Source organism: Dyadobacter sp. CY347 (assembly GCF_021502655.1).
Classification (GTDB): domain Bacteria; phylum Bacteroidota; class Bacteroidia; order Cytophagales; family Spirosomataceae; genus Dyadobacter.
This window is the reverse complement of sequence record NZ_JAKFFT010000015.1, coordinates 17738-32586: the sequence shown is the minus strand read 5'-3', so window position 1 is coordinate 32586 and position 14849 is coordinate 17738. Positions and strand designations below refer to the sequence as shown.

Genomic DNA, 14849 nt, shown 5'->3' with positions numbered 1-14849 from the left:
AAGAAACGCTGCTGAAAAAATCATAACAGATTAAAATTCCAATTGGAGATGGCCTTTTAGATGTTGCTTTTCTTCATTTCTTAATGACGTATTGGTCATGATAGTGTATTCCTGCTGCTTTACAGAAAGGCGGAACCAGTCACGGGCCGTGATAAACTGATTGGAATGAAATTCTAATCGTATAAAAATATCATCCGAAGGTGCCCGATTGCCCGAAAGAAGCTGGCTAAGCTTGGTTTTATGAATGTTCAGCTCAGAAGCAACTTCATTTTTCTTTTTATGCTGAAGCTCTATATATGATTTAAGAAAGTAAGAAAACCCTTTTTTGGGATCAAACACTTCTTCCTTGATATAATCTTCTATATGAATTTTAAGCTGTAAAAGCTGGCCGTACAACTTTTCCTGATCAGACATTTCAGCTATTCTTTTTTGGCGAATAAGGGCTAATTGCTGATCGGCTTGGCGTTTCTGCTCAGAGCTCATTTGGGCTGGCAACATAAAGCCGTCTACTACATCTTGGGGAGCTACTGCGTCAAGGTTCATGATCGATATAAGTTTGTATAAGATTGTAAAGGGGCCTGCCATCTACGTATAGTTGCTGCCCACCGTCTAGCATACCATACTTCTCCTGGTAATGCCTTACTAACCGGGTCTTGGGCTTTAGCGATACACAAGCCAGGTTGCCATATAGCTTTACAGCTAATCTGCATGCCCAGGCAATTAAACAGCCCGCAATCCGGTCATACTGTTTGTTAGGGCCGACATTGTCACTTCGACTGGTAATCAGGTTGATCTCTATGCGATACTCGAGTGGATAATACGTTAACGACATCACCCCTAAAATAATCCCGCTGTCCGCAATCCGTAATTTCCATAATTCAGTCGCTGCAAAGTCTTTCCAGTTAAAAACAAAGTCTTTTTTAGTCAGCTTTTTCAAGTCGCTGGCTGTTACGGGCTCAATAGTGGCTTCAACAGCCGTAGGCGGGTCATCACTGTTATTGAATAAATACATCTATGTTACATCTGATCAAATTTACAGAAATTGTAAATTATTTAAAAATTTGTAAACAAATATCTAATGACGCTAAGGATTTAGGGTCTCACTGGATATAAGCATTTACCCTCAATTTATATACTTTTTTAAAAGTATATCGGTTGCTGCTGATATCGCAAATTAGGCGAAAATGCAATCCTATGGTTTTAATGGAGGGGTGTTTCTGCGAACTGGTCGCGCAAAATTTGAAGCCGGGCGATAGTCCAATCCAAGCTTATGCATGTGGCTTTCGTTCAGGTCTTTGAAGCCTTCATATTCATGCGAGATCTCAAAATGCCGCCAGCTGCTAGTCTCGGCCATCAGGTCAAACATGGCACGCTGACCATTGCCGTTCGGATCGATGTGTGGGAAATGCACCATATTGCCAGCTGGCAGGTCATTCATATACTCGGCAGCTTTATGGATCATGGCATCACCGTGTATCACCAAAAAGTTATAAGCACCGGGTTTCTGGTCATCAGTCGAAATGAAGGTCAGAAAGTCCATCATTGAATAGAATGCCCGCCAGGACTTCGTGTGCCAGTCGTAAGCGCCATGAATAGTATCCCTAGCCCGAATGATAGTCACATCTTTTGTGCCCACTGTGGTCGTATTGTAACCGGTCCCGAACAGGTTGCCGCGGCCTTCATAACCACCGGATTCGTTGGGCAATGCAAACGCACTATATTTAACCTTCGGAACTTCCTTATGGTAAAATGTAATTTCTTGGAGATAGAGAGCGGCACGTTCCAGATTAATCCCACGGCCAGCCAAATACTTGGCGTGCGCGGTTGGCTCCCGGCGCTTGTAAAGCTTGAAATCGTCAAACGAGATTAGCGTGTAGTGCGGGACTTCGGGTTCCAACTTCTTATACCCGATTGTCGGGGATTGGATAATATAACCCCTTCCCATGACTTGCTCAATATAGCGCAGCGCTTCGGCCACGTCACGAAGATTTGCATAGCGGATGGCAAGATCCAGGATGTTCCCCCCTACCCCTTCGCCGTGGTCATACCAGGCAAGTTTATCAGGTGTCACGACAAAGCTGGCGGTACGCTCATCACCCCAGGGACGCTTATACCATTTCCGACCTCGAACCTCTTTGGCAAAACTATGGCCGAGATTTTCCAGGAACTCATCGAGCGGTATAGATTTTGCGTCCTTTATGTTCATTTTATGCGACAAACTTTCCATTAATAAAAACAATAAAGTCACCTTTGGTTACTTTATTGAACTCCCACTTGTATTCTTCATGCTCGATTTCCTGCCAGTTCTCGAAAAACGCCTGGTAATCTATACGATCTGCTGACGTATCCTAGTAATCACGATGCTTAATATTAGGGATTTTGTTTAGGCAATTCACAGTTTCACTGGCGCGTAGCAAATTGTTTGCCATCACTTTGGCAAACAGGAAAATGTCGTCGTGTTGATTTTTCTTGAAAAACATTTTTTAACGATCTGCCTATTATAGATAGAATCAATAACTAAATAATTAGTTGCCAGCCGCCCACCCCCTCACTCATCAGTTATGCACAATTTTTTCAGCTAATAATAGTGTTTTTTTATTTGTTTTTAAATAAAGGGTTGTGGGACAAAATCACGGTGTCTTTCTCGAGTAAATCACGGTGATTTATGCGACAAAATCACGGTGGATAAGGTACTCTGGACTAGGGTTATGAACATAAATTGTGGATAACTTTGAGGTTTTAGCCGTGAAGTACTCGTTGTTTACAATGTTAAGTAGCTCATTATCAATTGATAAAGTTTAACAAGCTGTTTAAAATTCTAATATACCGTGAAATACTCACGATATATCGGATAACTTTTTGACTTATACATAATTAAATCAATAATCGCGAGTCAAACACGGCGATCCCGTGGGTTACTCGTTATTAACATTGTTAACAAATTGATTATCAAGTTAATAGTAAATATTTCGGGACAAAGTTACGGCTTTCCCGTGGAACACTCGTCATTTACTTAATAACACATTGTAAATCAGTTACTTATTAAATAATATCATTTGCTTTGGAATTGGTGTTGGGCTGTTGTGTAACAACAATCCACGAGTTCCTTTCTGGTCAATTTTCGCATCTGTATACAGCGTTCTAACCAAATCCCATGTCTTCTTAAAATTGGTACGGAAATCAGTCATCCGGGTGTACTCGCCGCCAAACTGATCTTTGAGCGTTTTCCATGCTAGAAATTGCGGCTTCCCCTTCGGTATGCGGTGCAGCCTGTGTGCAAGAAAGCAATACAGATCAATGGCGGTCGCATTATTGCTAAGCGCGGCCAAGTGTGTCTTTGGTAGCGGCACAGCATGCTCCACAAGGTTTTTGAAATACTGCTCTGACAACTCGATCTGCTCTGGCCACCGTTGCTGGTTCTCTGCGCCCTTAAACACGGTGAAACGGCTAACGATCGGCATGTTGGTATTATCCTGCCATTCTGCCCCATCAAACGACAATCTCATGATCGAGTTTGAGAGTCGAGCGATCTGATCCCGTACACCGGCGATCTGGCTGCCCCCGTCCGTCATTCCGATTTCCTTGACAAACTGTGTAAGGTTATTGCTGGACACGTCTATGATGCGGTTCTGGCTCTGCACGGCAATAGCGTTCAGGTTGGCAAGGATAATCCTTGCCTTTGTGCCATATGGCAGCCCCAGATACTCATTTTTGTGGGTTGCTGGATTGACTACAGGCAATGGTATTACCGTCATGGTGAATTTGCCGCTATCAGTCTCCCAGACCTCGCTAGGAGTCAATAGCTCCCGGCGTGGCAAAAATACCTGACACATGGCCGCTGCTTGAAAGAGCATTTCACGATCATCTGGATCTTCCTGGAAAGCTTCATAAATCAGTTTTGACCGGCGTACTGCCACTTTTGACATTCCGTCTGGTTTTGGTTTAGATGATTTTTCAGGCTTCATTTTATCGCTCATATAGTGCTATTTTTAACGTTAATTTTGGAGCAAATTTTAACGTTCTATTGAACGCTATATTTCCGGCGCTCCCTTTCAATTTTCTCCTGTACAGCTTCAATAACCCAGTCATGGACTGAGATCGTTATTTTTCGGCTTCGGCTTTTGGCTGGCCGTTTATCGCGCAGTTCTTTGATAGTTTCCATTTCATCCACCGTCATAATCAGTTTGATGCTTTTGGTGGAATTGGGGTCGCTGGCTTGCTCCTTGCTTTCGACGGTTGTTTTACCGCCTTTATTGATAATCGCGTCGATCTGTTGCTCTGATACCTTTTTCTTAGGCGGTGACAGGGATATTGACATGGCTGATGCGTTTAAAAAGTTCGGTGATTTCGTTAATGGCTTTTGTGTCGGACTTCTCCCCCATCTCAAAGACGGTCAATCCAGATGCTCCCGCATTGGGATAAGCTTTGCGGTTCTTGATCGGACAATCGACAAATGTCATTTGCTCAAGGCCAGCCAAAGCCTGGGACGATTCTCGATTGTCTGCGCTGGTAATATCAGCCCGGTTAAGGAATGTGTACGCGGTCAACGGATTTGCCCGGCCAGACTGGATCTCTTCCAGGATCTCGGTGAACTTGGCCAACGTCCAGATATCGTGGCTTCGTGGCTGGATAGGCACGATTGCAACATCAGATACAAACAAAGCAGCTCTTTGACTAGTTGTATCACGACCTCCTGTATCGATCACAATATGGTCGTACTTGGCCTTCATTGTTTCAACCTGTTTGCGCAGATTTGCGCCGACAAGCTGTACCAATGTATAGCCGACATTTCCTTCCAATGTTTGTTCCCGCCATGCGGTAAAATCACTTGCTGTACCCTGTTCGTCGGCATCAATCAACAGGACGTCAAAACCCTGTTTAGACAGCCATACGGTGAAATGCTCCGCAATTGTGCTGCGGCCGCTCCCCCCTTTTTCGCCTGCTGTTGTGTAAATCATTAGACGTTGGTTTAAACATTAATTTTAACGCCAAAATAGATGTTTAATTTGAAATTACAAAACATGTGAAGAATAAAGCTTTTCTAAACGTCGTATTTAACACTATTTTAGTGTAATTTTTAACGTCAAAATTAGTGTAAATTATAACTTTAAAAATGACGTTTAATTAGATACCAATTTTGAGGGAAAATTCATGGATTAGTGAAACCAATGATCTTGCTACAATTGCCAGTTGATCCGGTTCGTCCGTGATCCGCTGGCACTTTCGCGCTGCCTTGTGGTAGACATTCATAGAGTAGAAGGGATCGAAATAGATGTCCCGCTCGACCACCAATACCTAATGTCGGGTGGCGAACTTCTTCCAACTCAGTGAGTGAGACTTACCAAGCTCAGGTTCACCCATACCAAGATCACACAGATCGAAAGCAATATCCTCATAGAATGGATCAATCTCGAATAGTACTATCGGTGCGACGAGGTATAACATGATGAGTAGGAGAGACTAGTTTTGTGAAAGAGGGTTTTGCGAGAATGTACAACCAAACATGTTAAACGCGTGTCTTCAATTGAAATATTCAATTTGAATAACTGCATATTAGGTAGGCTATGAATTTAAAGATGCGCTATTTACCCCTTTTTTTACTGGTTAGTTGTAACGAAAAGATCCGGGAGTGGAATGCTCGGACAAACTAAGAGACAATTCCGGCTGCTATACAAAATATGACCCAGTCTGTGGCTGCAATGGAAAGACTTACAGTAATGACTGCGAAGCCCGTGCCCATGGTATAAGCACTTTTACTGTTGGCGAATGTGCAAAAAGGAATTCATAAAACTGTCAATGTACCTCCTTGAAGGATTAAGAGTCGCAAATAACATCCGTTCGGCGCACGGCAAACCATAATGAGTAGGGGAGACCTACCTTAGTCGGTACTATCCGAATCCACCTGCTCGGTTTCAACATCACCTTTTTGTGGCATATATCCACCAAAATAGAAACCCGAAACCCTATTTTGCCTTGCTCTAAAGGAAACTCCCTTTCTTGGCATGCCCGGCCCAATAGGATGGTGAAAGGTCGCCGATAACAAATGAATATAAAAGACTGGCACCTCTGGTTTGAATCGATCCACAGTATAGCTATCAATTCTAGTTTGAAGCTGCTTTATTGAATCGTCAAGATCCTTTACATCAGATTTTAAATATCTGTCTAAAATTTCCTGAAAGTACCGATTTCCACCTACCAAAAGGCCGGACACAAGAAATCCATCAATAAGAATTGTTATGTGCATTTGGCCCTCAGTTCCATTCAATGTTCTGACATAGCTTTCTAAGAGCCAGTCATTTTCCTGATGATTAATGGCATTATTTGTCTGCTCGTCCTTGTCTGGTAACATAGATATTTAGATAGATTAATAAGCCTATTTTCTGCACTCTGAAAATTCTAAACTTCTAAAATTGTCATCTCACAAATCAATGTTTAACATTTACGTCGTTGGCTGAGTTTGTGAAAATACTGCTTTAAGCAGAAAGACGTTTTAACAAGCGATGTACTGATGTGCGATGCCAGTGCTGACCTTCATTCCGAAACGTCTCGACAGCTCGTTGGTTCAACTCGTCAGAGATACCGCGCACGCTTGTAATGCCTTCCGCTCTTAATTTTTCGATAATCGGTCGCATGGTTTCTGCAAACTGATCGGCAGCCTTCGCATTTTTTTTACTCTCGATTTCCCGGCCGTGTTTACCCAACTGCACACCGCGACGCTTTGCAGCCTGCAATGCCTCTTTCGTCCGAGTGCTGATCTGCTTCCGCTCGTGCTCAGCAAAAGCGGCTAGCAAATGCACCATCAGGGGATTTGCATGTGGGTTATCAACTGCCAGGAACTCAACCTTACTCTCCATTAAGTTTGCAATGAAAGCCACATTCCGGCCTAGCCGGTCCAGCTTCGCAATGATCAGCATTGCTTTCTCCTTTTTGCACAACAATAAGGCAGCCATCAGCTCTGGCCGCTCATTTTTCTTCCCGCTCTCGATTTCAGTAAATTCAGCTGTGACTTGGTAGCCTTGATGCTGTGCGAACAGGTGCACTGCTTCGTGTTGCGCTTCCAGGCCCAAGCCGCTCTTCCCCTGGCGATCTGTTGAAACTCGAAAATAGGCAACGGCTCTTTTCATATGGCTAAAAGTAGCAATTTATAGGCACTTTGTCCACATGTATACGGTCGTATGTATGTGGACAACATCAATTATAAACACAATAAATCTTGCTTGGTAAAATAAATCACAAAATACAAGGGTATTAGCCTTAGTAGGGGAGAGGTCTCATAAACCGCACAAAGACAAATAAGAGACTAATGGAAAATTTTCTACAAATAAGTATAATTAATAGAAAAATTTCTTGTCAATGCTTTACATTGCACTACTTAATGGAAAGAATTCCAATGATAAGATTACAGGAAATACTTTTTGGGTCTTCGAACAAAACAGAATCTGCCAAAATTAGTTCTTTGGAGAAAAAAGGGGTCATCCGTAAAATAGCCCCTCGACTTTATACATCAAACCTAGAAGAACGGCCGGAAGTTATTATAAAAAGAAATTGGTTCAGAATCCTCTCCAATCAATTTCCGGGTGTAATCCTGAGTCATCGCAGCGCATTGGAATTTGTTCCGGCTGATGGTGAGCATATATTTGTCACATACACCTACACACGTAAGAACCGATTACCTGGTCTTACAATTCATTTTCAGCAAGGCCCTCCCCGGCAAGAAAACGACAACGTATTTTTTGAAAATTTATATGCTTCGCAGGAAGCACGCGCATTTTTAGAAAATATGCAGGAAACCCGTACTAGAAATGATCTTTCAAAAACCCTTTCAATCTCAGAAATTGAAGAAAGGCTTGATCTGATTATTAGATCCAGGGGAGAAAATGCTCTCAATGTTATTCGTGACAACGCTAGGAGCTTGGCCTCAGCCTTGGGGATGGAGAAAGAATTTATTAAACTTAACTATTTGATAGGGACGCTCTTGACAACGGGTGATTCTGAAAGTCTTCATTCACCTGTCGCCATAGCACGGTCTTTAGGAAATCCTTTTGACCCTGCAAGAATTACCTTATTCGAAATACTGTACGCAGCTTTGAGTGGTCGGACCTTCCCTGCTTATGCCGACAAAAACCTTTCATTAAAAGCATATAGAAATTTTGCCTTTTTTGAGAGCTATTTCTCAAACTATATTGAAGGGACGGAGTTTGCTGTTAATGAGGCAAAACAGATTATCCAGACTGAAACGCCGTTGCCTGAACGCGCTGAAGACTCTCACGATATACTGGGCACTTATCAAATCGTATCCGATCGGCACGAAATGGCGATAACTCCCAGTTCACCCAACGAACTTTTGCAACTGTTGCGAAGCAGGCACGCCACATTATTACGAGCGCGCCTTTCTAAAAAGCCTGGGCAGTTTAAAGACAAAAATAATCGGGCTGGTAGTACGGAGTTCGTAGACTGGCAATTGGTGGCCGGTACTTTAAAAAAAGGGTTCGATTGGTATTCGCTACTAAATGAGCCTTTTGCCAAAGCAGCTTACCTGATGTTTATGATTAGTGAAGTTCATCCGTTTCTTGACGGAAATGGTAGAATTGCCAGAGTAATGATGAATGCTGAACTTTCTTCACAAGGGCTTTCTAAGATAATTATTCCTACCGTATATCGTGAGGACTATATGGGCGCGCTGCGAAAACTTACCAGACAACATGATCCGACTGCCTATACTCGAATGCTTTTGAGAACCTTCGAATTCAGTTCACACATCTACGGCGAAAATCAAGCAATCATAGAAAATCACTTGACCAGATCTAATGCCTTTGAAGAACCAGAAGTCGCAAAATTAATAATCATACCACGCTAAGACTTTAACCACAAAGCGAATATTTTACAATTGAACCTGCCCAACCCGTCTAATATGATTCAACGCTGAGATTCTGGTATTTTACGCAATTGTTGCAAAAGAGTCTAATTTTCACATTGCTACTCAGAAGTTTGACAGTTTTACTATGACCTCTTTTGCTAAGGGTTCGGCTGCTTACAACTACCCTTCATTTATAAAGCCCTCTCTACACATTTAATTAGGCTTTATCCTCACTGGCTGTACCTTGGAATAAGTGTTTCGATCTACTTTCATATCAAGGGATAGATACGAGTATTACTCGATAAGATACTAGTGCTTTTTGCCGGTAATATGAAATTTCTGCGATAAATTTTTAAATTTTAAAGATATTTATCGTTCTTTGATTCTCAGATTATTAGGCCGGCCGGTGCTAACAATTCAGTTGCAAGATACTCAACTATAAAAAGGCATCTCTTTATAATTCCAAGCTTGTAGCATCCCCAGTTTACGATATGAAGCACGTTGACAATGAGCGCCATCAAGAAATTTGGCAAGAAACACTTGCTGGAAATCTGGATGCATTCGGAGACTTATTCGACTTGCTAGCCAAAGAATTAATTTCCTATGCATATAAGGTTTCTATGGATCGTGCTTTGGCAAAGGATGCAGTTCAGGACGTGTTTATTTACATCTGGCAGCACAGGGATAGTCTTGCAAAGGAAGTGGATGTACGATTTTACCTATATAGCGCAGTAAAACGGGCAACCGTCCTGCAAATGAGAGCATTCTCCTTAAATGAGCCTATTAGTGAGAACTCAAGCGAAAACCCAGACGATTCGCCAGAAGCTATTTGGGTTAAGGATGAAACTGAAAGCCTGAGAAAGCAAAGGGTCGAAAAGTCCTTAAAAAGTTTATCAGAACGGGAAAGAGAGGTTATTTCCTTGAAGTATTTTTCGAACTTAAAGATTCGAGAAATTGCTGTCGTTCTCAAAATCAAAGAGCAAACTGTTGCAAATACGCTTCAAATCGCACTTTCAAAGCTTAGAAAGCACTTTATATATTTACTATGGTATCTGATTTGTCAGCTTCCGTGATAACTCTTCCAGCCTCTTTGTCAACTATTATTAACGACAGGTTTTAGCTCCCTGCCAACTTATTTACCCGGCACCAAATCTACCTCAAAATAAATTTCAATTTTCTCTGGTAGTAAAACCAGAAATTTCTCTCTGTTATTTGAGAGTCGATAAAGTATAAAATTTCGAAGTAAAAATTATCCTCTACTAGTAATAGAATGAAAAAGTACGTTGATTATACGCCGGAAGAATTTGCAACAGATGAATATTTTATTCAATGGATAAAATCTGCCGACGTAGCTACGGAAACGTTTTGGCAGGATTGGGTTGAAACACATCCCTACAAACGTGGTGATATTGAAAGTGGAAGACAAATTGTTTTGTTAGCAATCCAAGTGACAGACTTCACTATTAGTAATATTGAATTAAGAGATCTTAAAACTTCCATATTTAGCAAGATAGAAAAGCCAGAGAAACCGCAGGTGATTATTCCAATGTATAGGAAGTGGTCTTCAATTGCCGCCTCTATTACTATTGCGGCCGGTTTAGCATATTCGTGGTTTTATTATAACTCTAATAAGCAAATTATTGCAACTTCTGAGAAGCAAGTTGATGTGGTTTCATACGATAAGTCAATCGAGGAACGCAACTTTTCCCAAGTGTCAAAACTGATTAATTTGCCGGATAAAAGTTCGGTAGTACTTAAACCTGGAAGTAAGCTAACTTACTCTTTGCAATTCAATGATAAAATAAGAGAAGTTTATCTTACAGGGGAAGCATTTTTTGAAGTTACAAAAAACCCGGAAAAACCTTTCTATGTACATGCAAATGAAATCACTACAAAAGTGCTGGGTACCAGTTTTAACATCAAAGCATATCTGACCGATCAGCCGGTTTCAGTCAAAGTTAAAACGGGCAGGGTAGCCATTTACAAAAAGGATGATGTGCGTGACATCAATGCAAAACAAAATAATGAGTTAACAGGATTCATTATTACAAAAGGTCAATCCGCGGTATTTAATAAAGGACAATTAAAGCTAATTGAGCCACAGGACGATGCAAAAGAAAGTGTTAATGACATTATGCGACATTTGTCTTTTGATTTTGAAGATGCGAGCATCAAAGATGTATTCAGCCGGATCGAGCAGGCTTACAATGTAAAAATTCAATACGATAATAAGCACCTTGGTGATTGTTCAATTACGGCATCACTTACAGATGAGCCATTTAGTGAAAAGCTACGATTAGTATGTAAAGCGGTACGCGCCGATTACATAATTGAGAATGGACAAGTTTTCGTCACCGGCGGGAATTGCCGATAGATTTCTAATACATTTCCTAGACCTATAAATCATAAACTATATTTATTAGTATGAGCAAAACTCTACATTTCTCGAAGGTATTTAGCTTCGCTGCGACGCTAATGCTATATCAATTCGTATTTGCACCGGTTTTTGGAAACTTCTCTTTCGCAAGTGCGTCCATGGGCCAGGAGGTTTTAACCCAGACGATCACCATCCAGGTTTCAAACAAAAAAATTAAAGAGGTCCTGCACAAAATCGAAGAACGTTCAGATATCCATTTCGTCTACAGTGGTCAGCTCATCGACAGTGACAGAAGAGTAAGCCTGAATCTGTCTAACACGACGCTCGGGGATGTGTTGCAAAAGCTTTTGAAGCCATTGGGTCTAACCTATGAAGTTTCGGGCCGACAGATCGTGCTGGATAGGGAAGAAGCGAGGATACAAAAACCAGCAGCCTTGCCAGCTGATTTAGTGCAGGATATTTTGATTACAGGCAAAATCACCGACGAAAACGGCAATCCGCTCCCTGGCGCGGGTATCACCATAAAAGGCACCCAGCGGGGGACTTCAAGCGATGCAGCAGGCAATTTTTCTGTACAGGTATCTGACAAAGAATCTGTTATGGTCATTTCCTATATCGGTTATAAATCCCAGGAAGTACTTGTCGGCAGTCAAAATGTATTTGCCGTAAAGCTTGCCCCGGCCGATAATGCATTCCGGGAGGTGGTGGTGGTAGGCTATGGTTCCCGCGAGAAAAGGGATATTACAGGCTCCGTATCGAGCATTAAAGCGGACGAAATTTCAAAGAGCAATTACGTGAATCCGGAGATGGCCATGCAAGGCCGCATGACGGGCGTGCAGGTCACCCAGGGTAGCGGGGACCCCAATGCAAGGCCGCAGGTCCGCATCCGCGGCGTGGGTACATTCGGCAACACAGAACCCCTATATGTCGTCGACGGAGTTCCGATCAACGAGTTTGGGAATGGCACCGAAGATGGATTCGTAGGAGATGTCCGTGGAAACGTGAATATCCTATCAACCATTAATCCCGCAGATATTGAATCTATTTCGGTATTAAAAGACGCAGCAGCATCTGCCGTGTACGGCGTTCGGGCAGCGCATGGTGTGATATTGATTACCACCAGAAAAGGAAAATTGGGCAAACCAAAAGTAGATATCAATGTTTCGAAAGGTGTACAAAACATCCGTAAAAAATACGACATGCTGAATGTTCAGCAGCTCACCGATCTCACGCGGGAGGCATATTCAAATAACAAAGACGAAGCAGCTAACCTTCCTGTTGAATTTAATCCTTCTAATCCGGCATACCTGGGTAATCGTCAGACGACGGATTGGGTTACTTCTGGCATTAACAGAAATGCGGTTGTCGAGGATTATTCGGTGCGCATTTCCGGTGGAACGGAGGCAACAAAATATTATGTTTCCGGAGGCTATTCGAGAACAGAAAGTCCAATGGTCAATAATTACCTTGAACGGTATTCCCTGACCACCAATATTGAAACGAAAATCAATAAATATCTTTCCTTTGGGGTGAACAATAGAAGTACATTAACAAAGTCATTAGACAATACTCAAACAGACATTGCGTATTTGGCCGGAACAACTCCCTGGCAACCCATTTACGATCCAAATGGCCCCTACGGTTTTGCTCAATCCTATAAGGTAACATTTAAGAAGAACGATAAATTTGTGCCTACCGATCTGGCTTCTGGTGCGGCGTATGAAATTGATAAGGCCGAAGCGCTCTGGGGTCCTGAGACCAATAAGAATCCATTTGCTATGCAAAGTTTAAACAGGACGGATTATGCTATTATCGGGAATATCGCTAATGGATTTTTACAGGTAGAGCCACTTCCCGGATTGAAATTGAAAGGAACAATTGGATTGAACTGGTTTTACAACAGAAGAAATACATTTGAAAGTTTTGATAATTATTTATTTTCTCAAACACCCAGCAATCCTTACGCAAATAACGACGGAACTTCCAAAGGATCTTATTTCGAGCGTCATACCCGTAATTTGAATTTGATGAAAGAGCTGAGTTTAAATTATAACCGTGTTTTTAAAAGCCACATGCTGGATATTTTGCTAGTGGCGAATCAGCAGCAAAATAGTTACCAGTTTTTGAGCGGCAGTTCTAACCAGATCATTTCTGCCGACCCTCTTTTTCGTACCAATATTGGCGGACCGATTCAGTATACCAATGCCGGGGCATTTCGTGATAGGGAAGCACTTATAGGATATATGGGGCGTGTCAGCTATAATTTCAAGCACAAATATTATTTAGACGCAACCTTAAGAAGAGACGGCAGTTCAAAGTTTGCGCCTGGGTTTAAATGGGGAATATTCCCGGGCGTATCTGCTGCATGGCGCATTAGCGAAGAAGGCTTTATGAAACGTTTTACATTCATTTCAGATTTGAAACTCCGGGCTGGAACGGGCAAGCTGGGAAATGACAAGACAGCCTCATTCGCATTTCTATCGACCGTTTCAAATACACCGGATTATGCCCTGGGATCAGGCAATGGAAATGGAATAGGAACACCAAGGTTTGGCGCAAGTCTTCCTGACTTTCCTAACCGCGATTTATCATGGGAAACTGCCACAACGACCAACATTGGTTTAGACGGTTCTTTGTTTAATAATAAGCTGGGATTTACTGTCGAATATTATAATAAGTTGACTTCGGGAATCCTGCAATCCACGGCAGTGCCGGCAAGTGTAGGGAACCAAAACCAGCCTATTTTAAACATTGCTTCGGTGCGTAACAGTGGTTTTGAATTCCAGCTGAATTTCAACCATCAGATTGGCGATATTCAGTTCAATGCATCGGGTAATCTTACTACGGTCAAAAATGAGGTCGTTAGCGTATTTAAAAATCAGCCATTTGGTGGGGAGTATGGCCGCATTGAGGTCGGTAATTCGCTAAATTATCTTTGGGGATATCAGGTTGGGGGTGTATTTCAAAATCAGGGAGAGATCGATGCCTGGAAAACGAAATATTCAGATGGCAACAACAACAACAACTTCCAGCCTGGCGATATGTACTTCAAAGACGTAATGGGACTTGACGGGGCGGCAGCTGACGGTGTTGTGAATGCCGACGACCGTTCTTTTATAGGTAAAACAATCCCGGGTTATTACTACGGACTAAATCTGGGCGCAAATTGGAAGGGTTTCGATGCTTCTTTGTTTTTTCAGGGGGTAGGGGATGTGGTCAGGTTTAACGACGAACGTGCCGCCTTTGAAAGTATGGCAGGGTCCGGCAACAATTACTGGGCATCTACACTGAACAGATGGACAACAGAGAACCCGTCCACGTCTATGCCGCGGGCGGTCCGATCAGACCCGGCCCAAAACAACCGTTTTTCAAACCGGTTCATAGAAAATGCCGGGTTTCTCAGGCTCAAAAATATTCAACTTGGTTATTCGCTTCCGAAGTCATTCAGTAACAAACTTGGTGGTATGGAAAACTGTCGTATATACATAAGCGGTACCAATTTGCTTACGTTTACTAAATGGACGGGGCTGGATCCCGAAAGCAGGGGTACTATCCCGCCGACGCGTGCCATTCAAGGAGGATTATCTCTCAGTTTCTAATTTCCAAATACGCTAT

The 14849-nt window shown here is 42.3% G+C and carries 14 protein-coding genes; 5 read left to right on the top strand and 9 right to left on the bottom strand.

Features of this window, described 5'->3' with window-relative positions:
• Positions 1-30: 30 nt before the first annotated feature.
• The 7 genes from L0659_RS25790 to L0659_RS26605 all read right to left on the bottom strand — a co-directional run bounded on the left by L0659_RS25790 (position 31) and on the right by L0659_RS26605 (position 5445).
• Positions 31-543 (bottom strand): helix-turn-helix transcriptional regulator, encoded by a 513-nt coding sequence (locus tag L0659_RS25790; protein ID WP_235129501.1) that lies wholly within the window; start codon positions 541-543, stop codon positions 31-33.
• Positions 533-1012 (bottom strand): N-acetyltransferase, encoded by a 480-nt coding sequence (locus L0659_RS25785; protein WP_235129500.1) that lies wholly within the window; start codon positions 1010-1012, stop codon positions 533-535. Before L0659_RS25785 ends, L0659_RS25790 begins: the two co-directional genes overlap by 11 nt.
• Positions 1013-1192: 180 nt before the next feature.
• Complete coding sequence (locus L0659_RS25780) at positions 1193-2206, bottom strand: hypothetical protein (protein ID WP_235129499.1); 1014 nt, start codon at positions 2204-2206, stop codon at positions 1193-1195.
• 829 nt (positions 2207-3035) lie between these two features.
• Positions 3036-3977 carry a replication protein RepA gene (locus L0659_RS25775; RefSeq protein WP_235129498.1) on the bottom strand — a complete coding sequence of 314 codons (942 nt, stop codon included), beginning with the start codon at positions 3975-3977 and terminating at the stop codon, positions 3036-3038.
• A gap of 44 nt (positions 3978-4021) precedes the next feature.
• Positions 4022-4318: a hypothetical protein gene (locus tag L0659_RS25770; protein ID WP_235129497.1), complete on the bottom strand. Its 297-nt coding sequence runs from the start codon at positions 4316-4318 to the stop codon at positions 4022-4024.
• Positions 4293-4958: an AAA family ATPase gene (locus tag L0659_RS25765; RefSeq protein ID WP_235129496.1), complete on the bottom strand. Its 666-nt coding sequence runs from the start codon at positions 4956-4958 to the stop codon at positions 4293-4295. Before L0659_RS25765 ends, L0659_RS25770 begins: the two co-directional genes overlap by 26 nt.
• Before the next feature lie 337 nt (positions 4959-5295).
• Entirely contained in the window at positions 5296-5445 is a 150-nt protein-coding gene (locus L0659_RS26605) for a DUF2958 domain-containing protein (RefSeq protein ID WP_409019494.1), read from the bottom strand.
• Between the two features lie 184 nt (positions 5446-5629).
• Here L0659_RS26605 and L0659_RS25760 point away from each other — a divergent pair, with 184 nt between their 5' ends.
• Entirely contained in the window at positions 5630-5788 is a 159-nt protein-coding gene (locus L0659_RS25760; protein WP_235129495.1) for a Kazal-type serine protease inhibitor domain-containing protein, read from the top strand.
• A gap of 90 nt (positions 5789-5878) precedes the next feature.
• Here the strand turns inward: L0659_RS25760 and L0659_RS25755 are convergent, their stop codons facing one another.
• Together L0659_RS25755 and L0659_RS25750 are read right to left on the bottom strand one after the other, a co-directional pair.
• The gene (locus L0659_RS25755) at positions 5879-6349 is read right to left on the bottom strand and encodes a hypothetical protein (RefSeq protein WP_235129494.1); all 471 of its coding nucleotides are present in this window, start codon (positions 6347-6349) and stop codon (positions 5879-5881) included.
• Between the two features lie 124 nt (positions 6350-6473).
• Entirely contained in the window at positions 6474-7124 is a 651-nt protein-coding gene (locus L0659_RS25750; protein WP_235129493.1) for a recombinase family protein, read from the bottom strand.
• 251 nt (positions 7125-7375) lie between these two features.
• Here L0659_RS25750 and L0659_RS25745 point away from each other — a divergent pair, with 251 nt between their 5' ends.
• From L0659_RS25745 to L0659_RS25730, 4 genes are all read left to right on the top strand, one after another.
• Positions 7376-8857 (top strand): Fic family protein, encoded by a 1482-nt coding sequence (locus L0659_RS25745; protein WP_235129492.1) that lies wholly within the window; start codon positions 7376-7378, stop codon positions 8855-8857.
• A gap of 491 nt (positions 8858-9348) precedes the next feature.
• Positions 9349-9930 carry an RNA polymerase sigma factor gene (locus tag L0659_RS25740; RefSeq protein WP_235129491.1) on the top strand — a complete coding sequence of 194 codons (582 nt, stop codon included), beginning with the start codon at positions 9349-9351 and terminating at the stop codon, positions 9928-9930.
• A gap of 197 nt (positions 9931-10127) precedes the next feature.
• Positions 10128-11231 carry a FecR family protein gene (locus L0659_RS25735; protein ID WP_235129490.1) on the top strand — a complete coding sequence of 368 codons (1104 nt, stop codon included), beginning with the start codon at positions 10128-10130 and terminating at the stop codon, positions 11229-11231.
• A gap of 50 nt (positions 11232-11281) precedes the next feature.
• On the top strand, positions 11282-14833 hold the full coding sequence (locus L0659_RS25730) for a TonB-dependent receptor (RefSeq protein ID WP_235129489.1): 3552 nt from the start codon (positions 11282-11284) through the stop codon (positions 14831-14833).
• Positions 14834-14849: the final 16 nt, after the last annotated feature.